Here is a 20,624-nt window from a genome sequence, read left to right on the forward strand (position 1 = left end):
GCCAACCGGTGGGCGGAAAGCGGGTGTTCCGACGTAGGTTGTGCCTTGGATGATCCACGCCACGACGGACAACACGACGGAAAAGACGGACACGACTGATGACCGACCCCGCGACGACGCCCGAAGCAGCGGCCCGCCAGAAGATCGACACTTCGGTGCCGCACTCCGCCCGTATCTGGAACTACTGGCTCGGCGGCAAGGACAACTACCCCGTCGACGAGGAGGCCGGCGACGCGTACACCGCGGTCTTCCCCGGCATCGTCACGATCGCCCGCAGCAGCCGGGCCTTCCTGCGCCGCACCATCTCGTATCTGGTCGGTGAGGCGGGCATCCGGCAGTTCCTGGACGTCGGCACCGGCCTGCCGACCGCCGAGAACACGCATGAGGTCGCCCAGCGGCTCGCCCCCGAGGCACGGATCGTCTACGTCGACAACGACCCGATGGTCCTCGCGCACGCCCGCGCCCTGCTCTACTCCTCCCCCGAGGGTGCGACCGCCTACATCGACGCCGATGTGACCGACCCGGACCGCATCCTCGCGGCCGCCGCCGGGACACTCGACTTCGGCCGCCCCACGGCGCTGGTCCTGAGCAACATCCTCGGACACGTCGCCGACCACGATCAGGCCCGCTCTATCGCCGCCCGTCTGATGGACGCCCTGCCGTCGGGAAGTTACCTCTCCGTCAACGACGGTTCCCGCGGCATCGACCCGGTCTTCGAGCACGCCCAGGACGCCTACAACAACAGCGGCGCAGTCCCGTACAACCTGCGGACCGTCGACGAGATCACCGCGTACTTCGACGGCTTGGAGCTCATCGAGCCGGGCGTCGTGTCCGTCACGCAGTGGCGCCCGGAGCCGGGCTCGCCCGCCCCGGAGGTCGTCGCCGAGCACGGCGGACTCGCCCGCAAGCCGTAACGGGCAACCGGCCCGGCGCCGTTCACCGGCTGAGTCCGTTCCCCCGGATGAGCCCGGTGAACGGCGCTCCCGGCATGCTCCGAGGGTGGCGAAAGCCCTGGACGTCGCTCCTTTCACCATGATCCGATGGCGTGAGGACATCGTTCTGGAGGGGCAAGCGGATACGCCTGCGCGGAATCGAACCCGACGACTGGGCCGCCTTCATGCGGTTCGTCGAGGACGAGGAGCAGTTGGGAGACCTGCTGAACCCGCCGCGCTCCGCAGAGGGCTTCCGCACCTGGGCCAAGGAGCAGGCCATCGCCACACCCGACGGTGACTGCTTCCAACTCGCCATCGAGCCCGTCGACTCGGGGGAACTGGTCGGCGCTGTCGGCTCGTACCACGCCGACCCCCGCGCGGGCTGGTTCGAGTACGGCATCACGATCGGCGCGGAACACCGGCGCAAGGGCTATGCGGCACAGGCCGCGGTACTGCTGCTGCGCTTCATGTTCGCCGAGCGGCGTTTTCACCGGTGTGAAGCACGGATCTTCGCGCACAACGAGGCATCGCTCGCGCTGCACCGGCGACTGGGTTTCGTCGAGGAGGGCCGGCTGCGTGATCGCGTGTTCCTCTCTGGCCGGCACCGCGACCTCGTCGTGATGGGCCTGCTCTCGGAGGAGTTCACCCAACGGCACCCGGCACTCGAGGCACGGGTGTGAGTAGTTGAGGTACAGAGAGTGCCGCCGAGATTGATCTCGGGTCGGGCAGGAGGTCGCGGGCGGCACGGATGATCTCCTCGGTGGCGGCGGTGGGGCGTCCGCCGAACCGGCCGCGGGCGCGAGCGGCGGCCAGGCCCTCGCGGGTGCCCTGGACGATGAGCTCGCGGATGAACTCCGCGAGGCGGCGAAGACGTGGAAGACGAGCCGGCCGCCGGGGGTGGTGGTGTCCAGGTTCTCGTGCAGCGAGGTGAAATCGATCCCGCGCGTGCGGAGTTCAGCGACCATGTTGATGAGGTCTTGCAGGCTGCGGCCGCAGCGGTCGAGCGAGGGGACCACGAGGGTGTCTCCGGCGTCGAGGAAGGCGTGACACGTCTTCAGCTCCGGCGCAGGTCGGCCCTCCCGGACTTCTTGTCGGAGAAGATCTCGCGGCACCCGGCGGCGGGAAGGGCGTCGAGCTGCCGTTCGAGCTTCTGCCCACCATGTCAGAAAACGGTGGTCCGGAGTTCTTGAAGCACCCAGGTTTTTGAAGGGTCTTCTGAAGGGTCCGCGGGGCCACCCGGCCCCCTGCCCGGCAATCTTCCGCGCGCAATGCCCTTGCGCAATGGTCAAGAATCGTTGACCATTGCTCGCATGCCTACCGACGATCTTCCCGAGACGTTTCACGTCACCACTGACGAGCAGCTGCGCGCCGTTTCCAGTCTCACGCGTCACCGGATCATGGCCGTGCTCCGCTTCGAGCCCGCGACGATTACGCAGATCGCCGAGCGAGTGGGTCTTGCGAAGGGGAGTTCCAGCTACCACGTACGGCTGCTCGAACGGGCCGGCCTGGTGAAGGTGGTGCGGACGCGGAAGGTCCGGGGTGTCACCGAGCGGTACTACGCGATGGCCGCGCGGGCGATCGTGCTGCCGGATCCGGGCGAGGGAGGCCCGGATGTGCTGATGCGCCATGCGGTGGCGGACCTGGAGGCAGCGCCGGTGGATCGCGAGCGGCACGTGCGGATGGCGCATCTGCGGCTCACCGAGGAGCAGTTCGCGGAGCTGGGTGCGCGGCTACAGGCACTGGCGGACGAGTACCGGGAGCTGTCCGATCCGTCGCTGCCGGACGCGTCACTCGTCTTCGCGCTGTTCCACCCGGCATCGCGCGAGCAGGCCGAAGGGGACGCCAAGTGACCTCAGACGTTCGGAAGCTGCCGACCGGGTTCGGACGGCTGTGGACCGCACAGACGGTGTCCTCGCTCGGTGACGGGGTGACGCATGCCGCGCTGCCGCTGCTCGCGTTGACGTTGACGCGGCAGCCGATGGCGCTCGCCGTCGTCACGGCCGCCGGCACGCTGCCGTGGCTGCTCTTCGGGGTGCTCGGCGGTGCGCTGGTGGACCGCTGGGACCGCCGGCGCACGATGTGGGTCACGGACGCGGCGCGTGCGGTGCTGCTCGCGGCACCGGCGGCAGCGGCCGCGCTCGACGTGCTGAGCATTCCACTGCTCGCGGCCGTCGCCTTCCTCCTCGGCCTCGGCGGACTCTTCTTCGACACGGCCGCCACGGCCTATCTACCGGATCTGCTCGGCCGCGACCCCGCACTCCTGGAGCGCGCCAACTCCCGCCTGCGCGGCACCCAGACCGCCGCGTCCGGCTTCGCCGGGCCGCCCGCGGGCAGTGCCCTGCTCGCGCTCGGGCGGGCGGTTCCGCTGCTCGCCGACGCGGTCTCGTTCGCGCTCTCCGCACTCCTCGTACGGTCGCTGCCCGCCGCACCCCGGCCCGCACCGCAGGCCCGTGAGTCGCTGCTGCGGCAGGCGCGGGCCGGCGCCTCGTACGTGTTGCGGGACCGGTTGCTGCTCGGGCTCGCGCTGCGTCCGGCGGTCGGGAACATCGCCTTCCTCGCCGTGGAGACCGTACTCGCCCTCTTCGCGCACGATCGTCTCGGCATCGACACCTTCGGCTTCGGCCTGCTCCTCACGGCGGAGGCCACCGGCGGTCTGCTCGGCGCGGGCATCGCCTCCTTCCTCGGCCGACGACTCGGCACCGGCACCGCGCTGACCTGCACGGCCGCAGTCGAGGGACTCGCCATCCTGGGCCTTGCCGCCGCCCCGAACCCGTACGTCGCCGGCCTCGCCCTCGCCGTCTGCGGCGCGGGCATGGGCGCCACGATGGTGCTCGGCCCGTCCCTCCGACAGGCGATCGTCCCCGCCCACCTGATGGGACGGGTCGCCTCCACCTCCCGCATGCTCGCCATGTGCGCCGCCCCGTTCGGCGCCTTCCTCGGCGGCTGGCTGGCCACCACCTACGACGTACGCACCCCGCTCTACACCGCCGCCGGCCTCCTCCTCACCATGACCGCCGTCACGTCGACCATGACCGGCAACCGCCGGGTTGAGGCGGCGCTGCGTGCCGCCGCCCCGGCTGGTGATCCAGAGCGCCCGGAATCCTGGGTTCCCGTTGAGGAGGGTGCCTTGTAGGGCGGGCCCGGAGCGTGGGGCGCCTGGCTTCCGCGGGATGCAACGAGTGGCCCGGCGGGCCGGGTGCGCCGCCGTCCATCCTCGTCGTCCTCGACAGCCTCCAGGCCCCGGAAGGGGCGCAGGCCCTGACCGGGTCCGCTGGCCCTGATGTTGAAGGGGCCGAAGGACCCCCGGTTCGGGCCCTGGCGGCCCGTGGTGCGGCGGGCCGGACGGGCCCAGGCTGGAAGCACAGACCCCAGGAAGGGAGCCGGTGCGATGACCTCGTCCACCACCATGACCACGGCTCTTGAGCCCGTGCACCGCGAACGGCTGATGCGCCTCGCCCGCGAGGTCGCCTTCGAGGCCGGGACCCGCCTGTTCGAGGAGGGCCGGCGTGCCGACCGGTTCTGGATCGTACGCACCGGCACCGTCGCCCTCGACCTGCATGTGCCCGGCCGTCGGCCCGCCGTGATCGAGACCCTGGGGCACGGCGAACTCGTCGGCTGGTCCTGGCACTTCGCGCCGTACATCTGGCATCTGGGCGCCGAGGCGATGAGCCCGGTGCGGGCCTGGGAGTTCGACGCCGAGGCGGTCCGGGCCATGTGCGCCGGGGACGCCGAGTTCGGCCGGGCGACAGCGGTCTGGGTCGGACGGGTGGTCGCCCAGCGGCTGCACGCCTCCCGGATCCGCCTGCTCGATCTGTACGCCCCCTACGGCAGCGGCGGCCTGACCTGACCACTCGTCGCGCCGATGAACACGCCGTGGCCGTCACCGTGCACACCGACGCCACACTTCCCCACGTCTGACGGCCGCGCGATTCGGCCTCTCTCTGCTGATTTCAGCGGGAAGCCGCAGCCGGCGGAGCCTGCCGCCATCACGCCCGCGCGCACTCACACCGTGCGGGCCCGGCCGGCGTCCGGGAAGTCGGGGTCGAGGTCCGGGTGGCGGGGCCGTCCGGCCAGCGCGCAGTGGACGTCGACCACGCCCGGCACGGCCCGGGCGAGCCGGGCGGCCAGCGGGATCAGGCGGGTCTCACGGACCCGCCCGGCGAGCGTGACGACACCGTCGTGCACCTCGACCAGGATGGCTTCGGTGTGCGGGCCGAAGAGCCGTACGACGACTTCTCGCCGCACCTCCCCGGCGATGTCCGCGTCGTCCCGCAGGAACACCTTCAGCAGGTCCGAGCGGCTGACGATGCCCTTCAGGGTGCCGTCACGGCCGACGACCGGCAGCCGCTTGACCCGGGTGCGGGCCATGATGCGGGCGGCGTGGGCGAGCGGGGCGCCGGGCGCCACGGTGACGGCCGGGGCGGTCATCAGCTCGCCCGCGGTCACCGCGTCCGCCTTGCCCGCGTCGGCGTGGTGGCCCGCCGGCCCGTATCGCCCGATGTCCCCGCCGCCGTACTCCTCCTTGCGCAGCAGATCGGCCTCCGACACGACGCCGACGACCACGCCGACGTCGTTCAGCACCGGGAGGGCGCTGACCCGCCACTCACGCATGACCTTCACGATGTCCTTGAAGGCCGCGCCGGTGCGCAGGGCCACAACGCGGTGTGCCATCACGTCGCTCACGACGGTCGGAGTGCCGTTCATGGCGTCCTCCACGGGCTCGGCTGCCGTCATCGGACACCTTCAGGCTGAGGCTTCGAGCCGTCCGGGTCATGGGCCGAGTGGGCCCGAGACACTACCCCCGCCGGCCCCTCACCCCGTGCGCCACCGCCTACCCCACGGGCAGCGGGGCGTGCCACTCCAGCGCGGTCCCACCGTGGTCACGGGTGGCCAGCTCCAGACGCCCGCCGAGTTGTTCCGCCCGCTCGGCCATGTTCCGCAGCCCGCTGCGCCGACCGTCGGGCGGGATGCCCACCCCGTCGTCCGAGACCTTCAGGCGGACCTCGCGGCCGTCGGTGGTCAGTGCCACGTCGGCCCGGTCGGCGCCGGCGTGCCGGGCGATGTTGGTCAGGGCCTCGGAGAGCACCGCCACCACATGGTCGGCGATGTCGCGCGGCACATCGGTGTCGAGCAGGCCTTCCATGCGCACGCTGGGTGCGAAGCCCAGGACCGCCGCGGCCTCACCGGCCACGTGGACGACCCTGGCCCGCAGCCCGGTGCCGCTGCCGTCGTCGCGGGCGCGCAGCCCGAAGATCGCCGACCTGATGATCTTGATGGTCTCGTCCAGGTCGTCCACGGCCCGCAGCACCCGCTCGGACGCCTCCGGGTGCTCGATGAAGCGGCCCGCGCTCTGCAGGGTCATCCCGGTGGCGAAGAGCCGCTGGATGGCCAGGTCGTGCAGGTCCCTGGCGATCCGGTCGCGGTCCTGGAGCACCGCGATCCGCTGGGCGTCCTGCCGGCGTTCGGCCAGTTCCATCACGATCGCGGCCTGCGCGGCGAACCCCAGCAACGTCTCCGTCTCCTTGGGGGTGTACACCGGCCGGCCGATCTCCCGGGCCAGCAGCACCACGCCTCGCACGCCGCCCTCGCCGGTGCCGATGGGGACGGCCACGGCGGGACCGAGCCCCTCGAAGCGCGGGGGTTCGGGAGAGATCCGCTGGTCGTGGCCGACGTGGTCGCTGGCGACCGGGGCGGCGGTGGAGAACGCCAGTCCCATCAGGGTGTCGTGCAGGGGCAGCGCCAGTCCCCGGTGCGCCTCCGCGTCCACTCCGACAGCGATCTCCACGCTGAGTGAACCGCTGCCCTCCAGGGGCATCGCGACCGCGGCCAGAGCCGAGCCGGAGATCTCCCGGGCGCGTTCGGCGATCAGGCCGAGCGCGTCGTCGGGATCACTGCCGGACATCAGGCGGTGGGCGATCTCCGCGTTCGCCCGCAGCCAGCGCTCGCGCAGCCGGGACTCCTCGTACAGGCGGGCGTTGTCGATGGCGACGCCGGCCGCCACGGCCAGCGTGGACAGGACCGACTCGTCCTCCTCGTCGAACTGCGCCCCGCCCCGCTTCTCGGTCAGGTACAGGTTGCCGAAGATCTGGTCGCGGACCCGGATCGGCACGCCCAGGAAGCTGTTCATCGGCGGGTGGTGGGCCGGGAAGCCGTACGAGGCGGAGTGCTGGGAGATCTTCTCCAGGCGCAGGGGTGCCGGATGGCGGATGAGCTCACCGAGGATGCCGTGTCCCTCCGGGAAGGGGCCGATTTCGGCGATCTGATGGTCGGTGACGCCGACGGTGTGGAACGCCGACAAGGTATTGCCGTCGGGTCCGATGACGCCGAGGGCCGCGTATTCGGCGTCCACCAGCGCCGCGGCCGCCTCGACGATGGAGTGCAGGGCCTGTTCCAGGTCCAGTTCGCGGCCGACGGAGAGCACCGCGCCCAGCAGGCTGTGCACACGGTCGCGGGTACCGCGGGCGGCGTCGATCCTGGCCTGCAGTTCCTCCAGCAGTTCATCGAGCTTCAGCTGCGGCAGCAGTACGCGGAGTTCCTCCGGGGTTCCCACCGTGCTCCTCCCGGTCCCTCGGCGCACGGACCCGACGCCGATGGGACGCCCCCACTGTATCCCTCCGCCATGGACACGGTCAGCCGGAGAGGCAGCCGGCCACCGTGCGCGGCTGCGTGGCCGCCGTGGGTTTCGTCCGCTGTTCGGTCATGGTCCTCTCGATCAGGTCGGACCCGCTGGATCAGGCCGTGGGAACGGCCACGTCGTGCCGCTCCCCGCCCAGCACGACCTTGAGCGCGCCCGTCTCGGCGGCCTTGGCGAAGACCTCGTAGGCCTCCTCCATATGGTCCAGCGGGAAGGTGTGCGTGACCAGTTGCCGGGTGGGCAGCCGGCCGGCGGCGGCCATCCGCAGCAGCGTCGGGGTGGAGTAGGTGTCCACCAGGCCCGTCGTGATGGTCACGTTCTTGATCCACAGGTCTTCCAGGTGCAGGGTGGCCGGTCTGCCGTGCACGCCGACGTTGGCCACGTGGCCCCCGGGTCGCACCATGCGCGTGCACAGCTCGAAGCTCTCGGGGACGCCGACCGCCTCGATGACCACGTCCGCGCCGAGGCCGTCGGTCAGGTCGGCGACCAGCTGGCCGGGAGCCTCGTGGACGTCCGCGACCGCGTCGGCGCCGAGCCGGTGGGCGGCCTCCAGCCGGGCCGGGGCCAGGTCCACGGCGATGATCCGCTCGGGTGCGAAGAGGCGTGCCGTGGTGATGGCCGCCAGTCCGACGGGGCCGGCGCCGACGATGGCCACGGTGTCGCCGGGCCGTACCCGTCCGTTGAGGACTCCCACCTCGTAGGACGTCGGGAAGATGTCCGCGAGCAGGACGGCGTCCTCGCTGCGTACGGCGCCGGGCAGCGGATGGACGGAGAGGTCCGCGTGGGGGACGCGGACGTACTCGGCCTGCGTGCCGTCGATCAGATGGCCGAGGATCCAGCCACCGCCGCCCCGGCACTGGCCGTAGCTGCGCTCCCGGCAGAAGCGGCACCGGCCGCAGGAGGTGATGCAGGACATCAGTACCCGGTCACCGGGCCGCACGCTGCGCACGTCGCCGCCGGCCTCGACGATCTCCCCGACCGCCTCGTGGCCGAGTACCGTGCCGGGTCGCACCTCAGGCACGTCGCCCTTGAGGATGTGCAGGTCCGTCCCGCAGATCGTCACGACGCCGACCTTCACGATCGCGTCGGTCGGCTCCTCGATGCCGGGATCCGGGACGTCCTGCCAGGACGCCTGTCCGGGACCCTGGAAGACAAAGCCTTTCATGGCGTTCCTCACGTCTTCGGTCGGTCCATCGCGGGATCGGCGGTTTCCGGCACGGGCCGGAGGCGGGCCCGCCCGTCCAGCTTCGTCAAAGAGCGACGGGTTCCGCTTGGGCCGTACGGCCCTCGCGCCCGGCCGGACGGCGCCCACCGCGGGCCCGTGGTCCACTCCGACGGCGCGGGTGGCCCGGACGGACCGACGGCCGGGGCCGGATGGCCCTTCCGCCCGGTCCGGCGGCGCGGGTTCGCTCTTCCCATGTCCGAGAACGACACCGCTCGCCTGCCGGACCATCCCACCGCACGGGAGGTGGTCGTGGCCCACGGTGTGGCGGGCGGGACGACCTTCGTGTCCCTGCGGGGCGAGATAGACGTGCTGACCGCGTCCGCGCTGGCGGAACGACTGGACGCGTTCACGGCCGGTTCACGCCCCGATCTGGTGCTGGACCTGCGGTTGGTCACCTTCATCGACTGCACCGGGCTCGGTGTCCTGTGCCGCGCGCGCAACCGGACGCTCGCCCGGCGGGGGCGGCTGCGCCTGGTCACGGAAAGCACGGGCTTCCGGCGGATGCTGGGGGCCACGGGACTCGGGGGTGTCTTCGAGGTGCACACCCGGCTCCCGCTGCCTCTGCCGGGGGTCAGTGGCTCCTTGTGACGGCGACGCGGGGCTCGCACCCGCGGATGGTGCCGGCTGTCCGGATCGTCCCGGTGGCCGGCGGCCCCGTCGCCGCGGACCCGGTCAGCGCCATGGACCGTCGACCGGAGTGCGTGCCGTGCGGGACTTCCGGTCCGGTGTGTCAGGAGAATTCCGGTACGACGGCCACCGGGCACGCGGCGTGGTGCAGCACTCCTTGGGTGACGGAGCCCAGGTGGAGTACGTGGTGACCGTGCCGGCGCCGGGCGCCGACGACGAGCAGGTCGGCCTCGTAGGACGCGGCGACCAGCACGTCGCGGGGGTGGCCCTCGACGGTGCGGCGCTCCACTTCGAGGCCGGCCGGTACGTCGCGCAGCGCTTCCTCCATCACGTCGGCGGCTTCCCGCTGGTCGAGACGTACCGGCTCGCCGACCAGCTGGGGGCGCCCCCGGAGGGAGTCCGGGGGAACGTGACCGGTGGTCGCGTGCGCGGGGCGATGCCAAGCCCGTACGGTCTCCAGGGCCACGCCACGCAGCCGGGCCTCCTCGGTCGCGAACCGTACGGCCGCCGAGCCCGCGGGTTTCTCTCCGACGCCGAGGACGATGCGGCCGTGGATCCCGGCGCGGGCCTGGTTGTCGTGGCTGCCGCGCAGCACGATCACCGGGCAGTGGGCGTGCCCCGCGACCGTCAGGCTGACCGAGCCGACGAGCGCCTCGGTGATCCGTCCGCGTCCCCGGGACCCCAGGACCACGGCGAGGGCGGTGCGGCTCTCCCGTACGAGTCCGTGCTCCGCCTCCTCGGGCAGCACGTCGGTGGTGATCTCCAGGCCCGGTTGGCGGAGCTCTGCACGGTGGCGGGCGACGCCGACGACGTCCAGGGCCATGACCTCCTCCACCGGCTTGTCCAGTTCCTGGGCGAGCAGGGCGCCTTCGTAGCGTTCCCAGAGCGAGGCGTAGACCAGCCGGAGTGACACCCCGCGCAGGGCGGCCTCGTCGGCCGCCCAGTCCAGGGCCCGCAGACTCGGCTCGGACCCGTCCACGCCGACGACGATCGATGGGTTCATCGGGCTCTCCTGTGCGTCAGTCATGCGCGACCACGGCCACGGGCGCGACGACGTGGTGCAGAACGGCGTGGGTGACGTGGCCGATGTGCGCACCGAGAGGGCTGACGCGGATGCGCCGGCCGACGACGACCAGCGAAGCGTCGCGGGAGGCGTCGACGAGGACCTGTGCGGCGCTGCCGCAGTGGCTCGCCTCGGTCACCTCGACGTGGGGGAACTTCTGTCGCCAGGATCGCAGTGCCTCGGTCAGTCCGGTGGCCTGCCGGCGCGCGAGCGAGGCGTGGAGTTCCGCGTCGCCGTAGAAGCGGTAGAAGGTGGTGGGCGGCTCGCTCCAGCCGTGCACGACCCTGAGGGACGCGCCCCGGCGCGCGGCGGCGTCGAAGGCGAACTCGAGGAGCATCTCGGCCGGGTCCACGGTGTCGAGGCCGACGACGACGGGCCGGAAGGGAGTCGCGGCCGACGGCACACCCGCGGGGTCCGTCCTGTGTTCGTCGGCGGCCTGCTCTCCGGCCCGGACCAGCACCACCGGGTGCGCGGCGTGGGCGATGACGGACAGGCTGACCGAGCCGACCACGAACCCGCCCATCCCGCCGAAACCACGCGAGCCGAGCACCAGGAGCTCTGCGGCGTCCGCCGCCTCGGCCAGCACCTCCGCCGGGTTGCCGGTGACGCGGTCGGTGATCACCTCTACCCCGGGGTGGCGCAGCCGGATGCCCGCCGCAGCCTCGACCGGAATCGTCGCGGACCAGTCCTGGTCGGTTTCGGCGCCGAGCAGGGGTGCCTGGGCCACGGGCACGGGAACGGGCTCGAAGACGTGCAGGATCTTCAACGGCAGGGCGCGCAGCCGCGCTTCACGGGCCGCCCATTCGGCGGCGGCCCGGCTCTCGGGCGAGTCGTCTAGACCTACGGTGATGGTTCGGGTCATGGTGCCCACCTTCCAGGACGAGTGATCCGATACCAGCGTGCTGACGCCGCCGTCGCGGGGTCAGGGGCCGCAGGTCCCTGTGCCGGGCCGACCGGCCCCGGTGCCCGGGATCGTGGGCCAGGTGGCCCCTGGCCACGGCTTCCGCACCGGCACAGGCTGGTCATGGCAGGCCCGACGCAGACCTCACGGAGTCATCATGTACGGCACCCCGCACATCGTCAGCGACGTCATGACCCAGACGGTCGCCGCGGTCGGCCGGCGGGCTCCCTTCAAGGAGATCGTGCAGCTGATGCAGGACTGGCGGGTCAGCGCCCTGCCCGTGATCGAGGGCGAGGGCCGGGTGGTCGGCGTGGTCTCAGAGGCCGACCTGCTGCCCAAGGAGGAACTCCGGGACGACCCGGGCACGGGCCACCTCCGGCTGCGTCAGCCGGCCGGCGCGGCGAAGGTCGGCGCGCTCACCGCGGGAGAGCTCATGTCCTCCCCCGCGGTCACGGTCCGGGCCGGTGCGACCCTCGCCGAGGCCGCGCGCGCCATGGCGCACGCGCGGGTCAAGAGGCTGCCGGTGGTGGACGAGGCGGGTCTGCTGGCGGGCGTCGTCAGCCGCGCCGACCTGCTCAAGGTCTTCCTGCGCGACGACGAGGACATCGCCGAGGAGGTCCGGCGCGAGATCGTGTCGTACCTCTTCCCGCCGCCGGCCTCGGCCGTCCAGGTGGAGGTCCACGACGGCGTCGCCACGCTGACGGGCCGCCTCCGCGACACCTCTCTGGTCCCGGTGGCCGCGCGCCTGGTGCTGGCCGTCGAGGGAGTGGTGGACGTGCGGTTCGACCTGGCGCACGGCGACCGTGGAGTGACTGGGGCCGGTCGGCCCTAGTGTGTACGCGGCTGGCACGTGATGATCGGCCGCATGGACAGTCCGCAGTCTGTCCGCCCCCGGGGAACGAGAGGTCCTGATGAGCGAGCCACGCACCTTCAGCGAACAGGACCCCATCCGCGTGTTCCTGCTGGATGATCACGAGGTCGTGCGACGCGGGCTGACCGACCTGCTCGACGCCGAACCGGACATCCGCGTCGTCGGCGACGCCGACACCGCCGAGCACGCGCTCACCCGGGGCCCCGCGCTGCGCCCGCACGTCGCCGTGCTCGACGTCCGCCTGCCCGACGGTGACGGCATCACGGTCTGCCGTGAACTGCGCGACAGCATGCCGGAACTGGCGTGCCTGATGCTGACCTCGTTCGACGACGAGGAAGCCCTGCTGGACGCGATCATGGCCGGAGCCTCCGGATACGTCCTGAAGCAGATCAAGGGTTCCGATCTGGTCTCGGCGGTCCGCACCGTCGCCTCGGGACAGTCGATGCTGGACCCCGCGACCACGGCGCGCCTCATGCGGTCCCTGCGGGCCGACCCGGCCGGGGCTCCCTCACTGCCGCCGGAGCTGGCCGGCCTGTCGCCCCGCGAACGGGACATCCTCACTTTGATCGGTGACGGTCTGACCAACCGCGAGATCGGCAAGAGGCTGTACCTGTCGGAGAAGACCGTCAAGAACCACATCTCGCGGCTGCTGTCCAAGCTGGGCGTCCAGCGCCGGGTCCAGGCGGCGGTCCTGGCGTCCCACCTGGAGCCCCAGGGCTCAGCGGGGCACTCGGAGCACTGAGCCGGACCCGGGCGGCGGTGAGCAGGTCCTCCACGCCTGGCGTCCGTGAGCAGGCTTGCGGTGGTGCCGTTCGATTCCACTCGGCCGGGTACCCGGCCGAGTGATGCCGGAAGGTGTCACCCGGCGGTCTCCGTGTCGAGGAGGGACAATGGCGGGGCGATGAACAGGCGGAACAGGAACAAGCGAAGCCACGTCGACCCCGGTGCCGGACGCGGTCGCTGCGGTGCCCGGCTGCCGTCGGGCACGAAGGCGCGGCGATCGGCCGCACGGCCGGTCGCCGGCTCCGGCCGCGTCAGGGCCCGCGGTGCGGACGGTGATCGTCTGCTGCTGCCCGACGGCACGTGGCGGCGCGTCGAAACCCTCCGGGTGCGGAGTCTGTTCGGCTGAGAGAGGGACATACCGACCGAGCCGGTCACAGGGGCCGAACGGCTCACCCCGGACGTGAACTCACTGCCGCTGCGGCACGACCGCGACCGGGCACCGGGCGTGGTGCAGGAGTGCATGGCTCACCCGGCCGATCTGGAGCCCGAAGCGACCCGCTCTGCGCCGTACCCCGACGATCACGAGATCCGCTGCCGCCGACCGGTCCACGAGGATCTTGCCGGCCGGTCCCTCAAGCGTCGTCCGGCGCGTCCGGACACGCGGATGCTCGGCGATGGCGGCCTTGAACTGAGCATCGACGACGGCGAAGGCGCCCTCCTCGTAGGCGTCTGCCGGTTCGTCGGCCTGTATCCGGCCACCGCTTCTGTCGTAGGCGGCCCTGCGCCAGGCGCGCACCACGTCCAGGACGCAGCCGCGCACCTCGGCCTCCCGGAAGGCGAAGCGGACGGCCTCCGCGCTCGTGTCGGCTTCGCCCAGGCCGAGCAGGATCCGCTCATGCGTACCCGCCAGGCCCGCCCGATCGCCCCGCACCACCACCACCGGGCAGTGCGCCCGAGCCGACACGGCGAGACCGACCGACCTCAGAAGCAGTCCCTTGAGCCGGCCACGGCCATGCGAACCCGTCACCAGGGCGAAGGCACCGTTGCCCGCGTGCACGAGAGCGTCCACGGCGTCCTCCGGAACGATGTCGGTGGTGACCTTCACAGCCGGGCTGCGGCGCTCGGCGCGGTCGGCCGCGGACGCCACGATGTGCTCCGCCAGCGCCTGCTCGGAGGGGCGCCCTGTGGCCACGGCGGGAAGGCCGCCCTCGTAGCGCTCCCACAGCGAGCCGTACACCAGCCTGAGCGGCACACCGTGGCGTACGGCTTCGTCCACGCCCCAGTCGACCGCGGGCAGACACGCGTCGGAACCGTCGACGCCCACCACCAGGGGGTGTGTCATGTTCCCCACCACCTTCCTGGGGCCGCGACATCCAGCGGCACATAGGGGTGAACCTCAGCGTCGCACCTCCGGGGCAGCAGGCGCGAGGGCGCTTCGTCCCGCGGCGCAGGACCTTCGGCCCCCAAGAGTCCCCTTGAGCCGACCCCGGTACGACCCCGGTGCGACCCGGGGGGGTCATGTCGCAGGCCGGGCGCAGTCCGCGGCCAGGCGCAGGGTCTGTGTCACCGCCTGGGGGATGTCGACGACCGGGAAAAGCACGTGCCGGACGGTGCGTTCGGCGTCGACGACGAGGATCAGTCGTTTGTGCCGCAGTCGTCCCGCGCCGCGGAACGTCGGCAGCCGCAAAGCGGCGGCCAGCTGGTGCCGGGCGTCGGAGAGGAGGTCGTACGGCAGCCCCTCGGCTCGGGCGAACTCTTCCTGTTCGTAGGGGAGTTGGGTACTGATGCCGCGCACCTGCACGCCCGACCGCCGGAACTTCGGCCAGGCGTCCCGGAAGAGCCGGTTCTCCAGTGTGCAGCCGGCGGCGCCGGGGATCGGCTCGGGCCACTCGACTCCGGTGCCGGGGTAGGTGAAGAGCACGGTCGCGGCTGCGTCGGGGGCGACCAGGGGCAGGACGGCGCCCCGCGTGCCCGGCAGCCGGAGGCCCTCGGGCATGCGGGTGCCGGGCAGGGCGTGCACTCGGGCGTGTTCGGCGCTGTCCTCCGCGGTCGTCCCGGTGACGCTGCCGTCACCCAGCACCCAGCGGTCGCCCCAGTCCTGCATGGCGACGAGCAGCGGCAGCAGCGCGACTCCCGCGTCCGTGAGCAGGTACTCGTAACGCTCCGGCCGGCGTTGGTAGATGCTCCGGCGCAGGACACCCTGGGCGACGAGCCGGCCGAGCCGCTCGGTGAGGACCTTGCGGGACAGGCCGATCTCTGCGGCGAGCGCGTCGAAACGGACGTGCCCGCGTGCGACTTCCCGCAGCACCAGCACGTTCCACCAGTCCCCCAGGACCAGGGCGGCCTGGGCGATGCCACAGGTCTCGTCAGCGTCTCGCATCCTCATGCACCCATAGTAGGTTCCCTTTCGGGACCCACCAGGGGCCGGGCAGGCAGCAGGCCCCCTGGCAGGCGGTGTGGCCGGCCAGGGGGCCTGCGACGAGGCCGGCTGGATCAGCCGTCGGACTCCGACGACGGCAGGTAGGCACCCGGCACGTCGTTCGGTGCGTAGATCTTCTTCTCGCCGGGGTACGGCTTGGTCCAGTTGTGCGTCTGGTACCACGTCAGGTGGTTCATCTGCGCGGGGTTGGCGAAGTCGGGTATGGCGTGGGGGCCGGTCAGGCGCTGCTTCGACTTCCAGGCGTCCCACTCGGCCGCGAGGTCCCGCCTGTCCGCCGGCACCTTGGCCGACGGCACGGCCGCCGCGCTGGGATTCTGCGGCGCGGGGGTGTCCACGCCGCAGGGGGGCGGGGTCTTCAGGCCGTCGGTCAGCGAGGTCCGGTTGGGCAGGGCGGTGAACGGCGTGAAGTCCGGACGCCAGGTGAAGGCGCGGGTCATCGGGGTGGCCGCGCTGTCCTTCTGGTTCATCGGGTGGATCCCGAGGATCTGCTCGATGGTCCGGATGACCGTGATCTGGGAGTAGTAGTGGTTGTCGACGGTGCCGCGCTGGGCCCAGGGGCTGATGATCTGGATCGGGGCACGGTGGCCGTCGACGTGGTCGAGGCCGGCCTGGGAGTCGTCCTCGGCGACGAAGATCGCCGAGTCCTTCCAGTACGGGCTGTGGGAGATCTCGTCGACCATCCTGCCGACCGCGAGGTCGTTGTCCGCCACCTGGGCCGCCGGGCTCGCCGGACCACCGGTGTGGTCGTTGGAGAGCCAGAACATGTTCAGGTTCGCCGGCCCGTTTTTCTCGAAGTCCTGCTTCCAGATCTCGTACTTGTAGATGTCCGGGACGTCGAGGTCGAACATCGGGAAACCGGGCGCGGAGACGGCGTTGAGCGAGGGGATCGCCGAGCCCGTCTGAATGGGGTAGTCGGTGGGCCGGCCGGTCGCGTCCATGTCCTTGGCGTCGCAGTACAGGTTCTGCCAGGTGGCACCGGACGGCTTGCTCTCGACCGACTGGAACTCGCCGAAGTCCCGTACCGACTTCCCGGCCGCCTGCGCACCCGTCCAGATGAAGCCGGACTTCTGGTGGCCGAGGGCGTCGTTCTCGGTGTCGTAGCTGCGCGCGTACTCACCGGCCGAGGACTCGGTGTACTCCGGGTCGTCGGCCTGCATCAGCCAGTTGTGGCCCTCGGCGGAGTTCGTGCCGATGTCGTACGTGTTGTCGTACAGGCCGAACTGCCGGGCCAGCGCGTGCTGGTTCGGCGTCACGTTCTCGCCGAACTGCGTCACCGACGGGTCGCCGTTGCCCTCGGGCATGTCACCGTAGACCTGGTCGTAGGTCCGGTTCTCCTTGACGATCAGGAAGACGTGCTTGATCGTCGAGGGTTCGCCGAGCCGTGCCGGGACCGGTATCGGGCGGGCGTGGCCGCCCTTGGCCACCTTGACCGAGCCGGGCGTCCAGCCGTTCTGCCGGAAGACCTTGAACGTCTCGGACCTGATGACACTGTCGTCCGGCAGCGTGAACCGCTGCACGCTCGACGTCGTGTCGTGGGTGCCGTGCCCGGCGGGGTTGTTCGGGCGGCGGGCGTCGACACCACGGGTGTTGGAGACCAGCACCTGGTCTCCGACGGTCGTGATCTCCGCGGGGAAGTAGTCCGTCGGGAGCAGGCCGACGAAACTCACCGGCTCCAGCGGGCTCTTGTACCGGTAGACGGCGACCGCGTTGGCGCGGCCGAGCGTCACCAGCAGACGACCGTCGTCGGTGAGCGTCACCGCGTTGGGCTCGTAGCCCACCGACGCCTCGGGCCACGGCTGGGTCGAGATGGTCTGGACGACCTTGTCCCGGGCGGTGTCGATGACCGACACGTCGTTGCTGGCCGTGTTGGTGACGAACAGGGCCCCGCCCTTGGCGTACAGGGCGGTCGGGTGCAGACCGACGTCGATGCTCGCGGGTGTCGCGGTCGGGTTCGCCAGGTCGATGACGCTGACCGTGCCGGTGGTGGTGGCACCGGTCTTCGGGTCGGCCGGCACCTGGGTTCCGTACGAGTTCATCGTCGTGTCGTCGGAACGGGCCGGGCGTCCGCCCTCGTTGCTGACGTAGAGTTTGCCGCCGGCCAGGACCATGTCGCGCGGGGCGTTGCCCACGGGCCAGCTCTGCTTGATGGCGCCGGTCGCCGCGTCGATGGCGACCACCCGGTTCTGGCCGTTGACCGCGGAGTACACGGTGGAGCCGTCGGACGAGAACACGGCCTGACCGACCAGTGCGTGCTTGGATCCGTCCGCCGGGATCCTGACCGGCGTCGGGTTGGCGACCGTGCCGTCCGGGTTGACCGTGAACCTGGTGTAGCCGTCGGTCTGGCCCAGCCACAGCTGGGTGCCGTCGGGTGAGTACGTCGGGCCTTCCTGGCCCACGGAGTTGCTGCTGAGGCGCGGGGTCGACGACGCGGCGGTGCCGACGACCTGCTGCACCTTCCAGTTCTGCACGTCGACGATGGCCAGTGCGCTGCCGCCGTCGGTGACCGCGGCGGCGAGGTGGGTGCCGTCCGGGCTGGCCGAGGACGACATGATCTTGCCGTTGTCGAGGACGAGGCGGTCGCCGTACGGGGCGATGTACTGGTCGCTGGAGATGACCTGCCCCCGGTCGGTCACCTGGCCGACCTGGTCGGTGCCGAACTGCCGCGTCTGGGCGTAGCCGATGCCGGCGGTGACGGCGAGGACGACCGCGGTGGCGCCGGCCGTGAGGGTGCTCCGACGGCCGATCCGTCTACCGGGAACCGCCTTCCCGGCCGGGCGGCGGTTGCGGGTTACCTGCATGAAGTCATCCCTTCGAGGTGCGAAGAAGTCCGACGTTGCCGTCGAACTGCCAAAGCGGGTTCGGTGCGTCCCCGACGGGGGTCCGCACCAGGAAGTAGCCGTTCACTTCCTTCGGTCCGTCGCCGTCGGCCACGAACCGCCCGTCCGAGGTGACGTCGAGCTGGTAGACGGCCGTCCCGGTGGCCTCGACGCCGGGGAGATGCCAGGAGACGACGCAGCGCCAGTCGTTGCCGGGCCCCTCGGCGGCGACCCTGACGCTGCCCTTGTCGCACGCGGCCGTGGCCTTCAGCTGTGCTTCGGTGACGCCAGGGCGGTTGAGCTGCTCGGTCTGCATGCGATAGAGGTGGGCGAACTCCGTGGCGAGCGAGCGCTGCACCTTGTCCCGCGAGATCCCGGAGCCCGTGGCCCCGGTCGCCGCCACCACGGCGACCGTCGCGGCGACCAGCCCGGCGAGCGGCAGAAGTCCGGCGGTGACCGCGCGGCGCCCCGAGCCGTCGTCGGTCGGGTGGGTGAAGTCGCGCCGCAGGAAGAGGAGATACGCCAGCACGGTGGCGGTCACGGCCCACACCAGGCTGACCACCACGCCGGTCAGGAGCGGTGCGAGCTGTACGGGGCTGGTGAACAGACCGTTCCAGGCGATGAACGCCCAGCTGGGAAGGGCGAGTCGTACGGCGACGGGCAGTGGCAGCATCTGGGCGAGCTGCATCACGAGCGCGACGACCGCCGGCAGCAGCAGCCCCATCGGAGACCGTCCCAGTACGACGGACCCGAGGAGCCCGATCCCGGCGAGGGCCAGGGTGGGGGCGAGGACACAGGCCCAGGCGAGCAGGACCCTGCCGGCGGCGCCCCCCGGGGTCAGCAGGTGGCCGTCGAGGCCGACCAGTGGCCGGTTGCCGACCGCCACGAGCCCGCCGACCGTACTGGAAGCGGCCAGTCCGAGCACGAGCAGCAGGATCACGGTGAGGCTCGCCAGTGCCTTCGCGGCGAAGATCCGGCGCGGCGAGCGGACCGCCACCAACAGGTGACGCCAGGTGCCCAGCCGGTCTTCGGAGGCGAACACGTCACCGGCGACCACGGAGGTCAGCAGCGGGAGCGCCCAGGTGCCCGAGAAGCCGAGGATCACCAGGGGCCCGGCCCACCCCGTGGCGAGCATCCAGCGGCCGAAGAGCGTGTCGGAGGGGAGCGTGCTCTGCTGACTCACTCCGGCGACGAAGAGCGCCGGTGCGATCCAGCAGGCGAGCACCAGCAGCCGGATCCGCCATTGCGAGACGAGCTTGACCAGTTCGAAGCGGTAGCCGCGGGCCACCGAGACACGGCCGGCGGCGGGGCGGGGGGCTACGGCGGTGGGGGTTTCGGTCGCGGTCATCGGCCGGCCTCCCGTGGCTGGCTGCCGGTCTCCTGCGGCTGGGTCCTGGCGTCCTGTCGCTCGGTCAGGGCCAGGAACGCGGCCTCGAGCGGGGAGACCACGGGGGCGAGTTCACGCAGGGCGACGCCCGACTGCACGAGCCGTGCAACCAGTTCGTCGAGGACGGGCACCAGCGCGCGCACGACGAGCGCGTCGCCCCCCTGGCGCCTTCCCGCGCCGTCGGCCACATGGATCCCGGGCGTCTCGGCGGCCAGCCGGCGGGCTGCCTGCGGATCGGAGGTGACCAGGCGGTAGTCGAGTTCACGGTTCTCGGCGGCCAGCTTGCTCAGCGGGCCCGAGAAGACGACCCGTCCGGTGGCGAGGATGGTGACCTCGGAGCACAGCGCCTCGAGGTCGTCCATGCGGTGACTCGACAGCACGACACCGGTGCCCTCCGCCGCGAGCCGGCTCAGCACGCCGTGTACGTGCTTCTTGCCGGCCGGGTCGAGGCCGTTGGAAGGCTCGTCGAGCACCAGGAGCCGCGGCCCGGAGAGCAACGCGGCACCGAGGCCCAGCCGTTGGCGCATGCCCAGGGAGAAGCCGCGGACCCGGTCGTCGGCGACATCCGTCAGCCCGACCTGGTCGAGCACGTCGTCGATGCCCGCCGTCCGCGCGTCCTGGCCGCGGAGAGCGGCCAGCGCGGCGAGATTCTGCCTGGCGGTGAGCGAAGGGTACGGGCCCGGCCCGTCCACGAACCCGGCGACACCGTCGGGAGCGGCGAATGTCCGGCCCACCGGCGCTCCGAGGATCTCCAGGTGACCGGTGTCGGCCACGGCCAGGCCGAGCAGGAGCCCGAGGAGCGTCGTCTTGCCGGCACCGTTCGGTCCGACCAGGCCGTGGATCTGCCCCTGCGCCACATCCAGATCGATGCCGTCGAGTGCGACGACATCACCGAAACACTTGGTGATCCCGCGAGCCCGGACCGCGAGGAGTGAGTCGTTCATGAACCCCTTCTTTCCGCAACCTCAAGGAGGCTAGGGAGAGCACACAACACTCACAGGGATT

18 protein-coding genes and 1 pseudogene are annotated in these 20,624 nt (G+C 71.6%); 8 read left to right on the forward strand and 11 right to left on the reverse strand.

Annotated features, from left to right (window positions below):
• Positions 1 to 98: 98 nt before the first annotated feature.
• On the forward strand, positions 99 to 914 hold the full coding sequence (locus tag ACZ7GZ_RS23320; RefSeq protein WP_471027049.1) for an SAM-dependent methyltransferase: 816 nt from the start codon (positions 99 to 101) through the stop codon (positions 912 to 914).
• Positions 915 to 1,045: 131 nt separating this feature from the next.
• Positions 1,046 to 1,612, forward strand: a complete 567-nt coding sequence (locus ACZ7GZ_RS23325; protein ID WP_471027050.1) for a GNAT family N-acetyltransferase — start codon at positions 1,046 to 1,048, stop codon at positions 1,610 to 1,612.
• Positions 1,613 to 1,849: 237 nt separating this feature from the next.
• Here ACZ7GZ_RS23325 and ACZ7GZ_RS23330 read toward each other — a convergent pair.
• Positions 1,850 to 2,323 (reverse strand): annotated as a pseudogene (locus ACZ7GZ_RS23330) (recombinase family protein); the annotation flags it as partial.
• Here ACZ7GZ_RS23330 and ACZ7GZ_RS23335 point away from each other — a divergent pair.
• The 3 genes from ACZ7GZ_RS23335 to ACZ7GZ_RS23345 all read left to right on the forward strand — a co-directional run bounded on the left by ACZ7GZ_RS23335 (position 2,243) and on the right by ACZ7GZ_RS23345 (position 4,779).
• Positions 2,243 to 2,782 carry an ArsR/SmtB family transcription factor gene (locus ACZ7GZ_RS23335; protein WP_471027051.1) on the forward strand — a complete coding sequence of 180 codons (540 nt, stop codon included), beginning with the start codon at positions 2,243 to 2,245 and terminating at the stop codon, positions 2,780 to 2,782. The pseudogene ACZ7GZ_RS23330 and the gene ACZ7GZ_RS23335 sit on opposite strands and share 81 nt — an antisense overlap.
• Positions 2,779 to 4,065 carry an MFS transporter gene (locus tag ACZ7GZ_RS23340; RefSeq protein ID WP_471027052.1) on the forward strand — a complete coding sequence of 429 codons (1,287 nt, stop codon included), beginning with the start codon at positions 2,779 to 2,781 and terminating at the stop codon, positions 4,063 to 4,065. Before ACZ7GZ_RS23335 ends, ACZ7GZ_RS23340 begins: the two co-directional genes overlap by 4 nt.
• A 255-nt stretch (positions 4,066 to 4,320) precedes the next feature.
• Positions 4,321 to 4,779: a Crp/Fnr family transcriptional regulator gene (locus tag ACZ7GZ_RS23345; RefSeq protein WP_471027054.1), complete on the forward strand. Its 459-nt coding sequence runs from the start codon at positions 4,321 to 4,323 to the stop codon at positions 4,777 to 4,779.
• 155 nt (positions 4,780 to 4,934) lie between these two features.
• Here the strand turns inward: ACZ7GZ_RS23345 and ACZ7GZ_RS23350 are convergent, their stop codons facing one another.
• The 3 genes from ACZ7GZ_RS23350 to ACZ7GZ_RS23360 all read right to left on the reverse strand — a co-directional run bounded on the left by ACZ7GZ_RS23350 (position 4,935) and on the right by ACZ7GZ_RS23360 (position 8,731).
• Positions 4,935 to 5,636: a CBS domain-containing protein gene (locus ACZ7GZ_RS23350; protein WP_471027139.1), complete on the reverse strand. Its 702-nt coding sequence runs from the start codon at positions 5,634 to 5,636 to the stop codon at positions 4,935 to 4,937.
• Between the two features lie 127 nt (positions 5,637 to 5,763).
• Positions 5,764 to 7,482: a sensor histidine kinase gene (locus tag ACZ7GZ_RS23355; protein WP_471027055.1), complete on the reverse strand. Its 1,719-nt coding sequence runs from the start codon at positions 7,480 to 7,482 to the stop codon at positions 5,764 to 5,766.
• Between the two features lie 181 nt (positions 7,483 to 7,663).
• Positions 7,664 to 8,731 (reverse strand): zinc-dependent alcohol dehydrogenase family protein, encoded by a 1,068-nt coding sequence (locus ACZ7GZ_RS23360; RefSeq protein ID WP_471027057.1) that lies wholly within the window; start codon positions 8,729 to 8,731, stop codon positions 7,664 to 7,666.
• Positions 8,732 to 8,983: 252 nt separating this feature from the next.
• Here ACZ7GZ_RS23360 and ACZ7GZ_RS23365 point away from each other — a divergent pair, with 252 nt between their 5' ends.
• On the forward strand, positions 8,984 to 9,379 hold the full coding sequence (locus tag ACZ7GZ_RS23365; RefSeq protein ID WP_471027058.1) for an STAS domain-containing protein: 396 nt from the start codon (positions 8,984 to 8,986) through the stop codon (positions 9,377 to 9,379).
• A gap of 142 nt (positions 9,380 to 9,521) precedes the next feature.
• Here the strand turns inward: ACZ7GZ_RS23365 and ACZ7GZ_RS23370 are convergent, their stop codons facing one another.
• On the reverse strand, positions 9,522 to 10,421 hold the full coding sequence (locus tag ACZ7GZ_RS23370) for a universal stress protein (protein WP_471027059.1): 900 nt from the start codon (positions 10,419 to 10,421) through the stop codon (positions 9,522 to 9,524).
• Between the two features lie 16 nt (positions 10,422 to 10,437).
• Positions 10,438 to 11,343, reverse strand: a complete 906-nt coding sequence (locus ACZ7GZ_RS23375) for a universal stress protein (protein WP_471027061.1) — start codon at positions 11,341 to 11,343, stop codon at positions 10,438 to 10,440.
• Positions 11,344 to 11,539: 196 nt separating this feature from the next.
• Here ACZ7GZ_RS23375 and ACZ7GZ_RS23380 point away from each other — a divergent pair, with 196 nt between their 5' ends.
• Positions 11,540 to 12,214, forward strand: coding sequence for a CBS domain-containing protein (locus ACZ7GZ_RS23380; protein ID WP_471027063.1), 675 nt, complete (start codon positions 11,540 to 11,542; stop codon positions 12,212 to 12,214).
• A 79-nt stretch (positions 12,215 to 12,293) separates the two neighbouring features.
• Positions 12,294 to 12,995 (forward strand): response regulator, encoded by a 702-nt coding sequence (locus ACZ7GZ_RS23385; RefSeq protein WP_471027065.1) that lies wholly within the window; start codon positions 12,294 to 12,296, stop codon positions 12,993 to 12,995.
• A 447-nt stretch (positions 12,996 to 13,442) separates the two neighbouring features.
• On the opposite strand, the gene ACZ7GZ_RS23390 is transcribed toward ACZ7GZ_RS23385, so the two are convergent.
• From ACZ7GZ_RS23390 to ACZ7GZ_RS23410, 5 genes are all read right to left on the reverse strand, one after another.
• Positions 13,443 to 14,318, reverse strand: coding sequence for a universal stress protein (locus tag ACZ7GZ_RS23390; protein WP_471027067.1), 876 nt, complete (start codon positions 14,316 to 14,318; stop codon positions 13,443 to 13,445).
• A 174-nt stretch (positions 14,319 to 14,492) separates the two neighbouring features.
• Positions 14,493 to 15,362 carry a winged helix-turn-helix transcriptional regulator gene (locus tag ACZ7GZ_RS23395; protein WP_471027068.1) on the reverse strand — a complete coding sequence of 290 codons (870 nt, stop codon included), beginning with the start codon at positions 15,360 to 15,362 and terminating at the stop codon, positions 14,493 to 14,495.
• A 107-nt stretch (positions 15,363 to 15,469) separates the two neighbouring features.
• Entirely contained in the window at positions 15,470 to 18,214 is a 2,745-nt protein-coding gene (locus tag ACZ7GZ_RS23400; RefSeq protein WP_471027069.1) for an alkaline phosphatase family protein, read from the reverse strand.
• 4 nt (positions 18,215 to 18,218) lie between these two features.
• Entirely contained in the window at positions 18,219 to 19,580 is a 1,362-nt protein-coding gene (locus tag ACZ7GZ_RS23405) for an ABC transporter permease (RefSeq protein WP_471027070.1), read from the reverse strand.
• A complete protein-coding gene (locus ACZ7GZ_RS23410) occupies positions 19,577 to 20,563 on the reverse strand; it encodes an ABC transporter ATP-binding protein (RefSeq protein WP_471027071.1) in 987 nt (328 codons plus the stop codon). Before ACZ7GZ_RS23410 ends, ACZ7GZ_RS23405 begins: the two co-directional genes overlap by 4 nt.
• Positions 20,564 to 20,624: the final 61 nt, after the last annotated feature.

This window comes from Streptomyces sp. NPDC037288 (genome assembly GCF_055603265.1).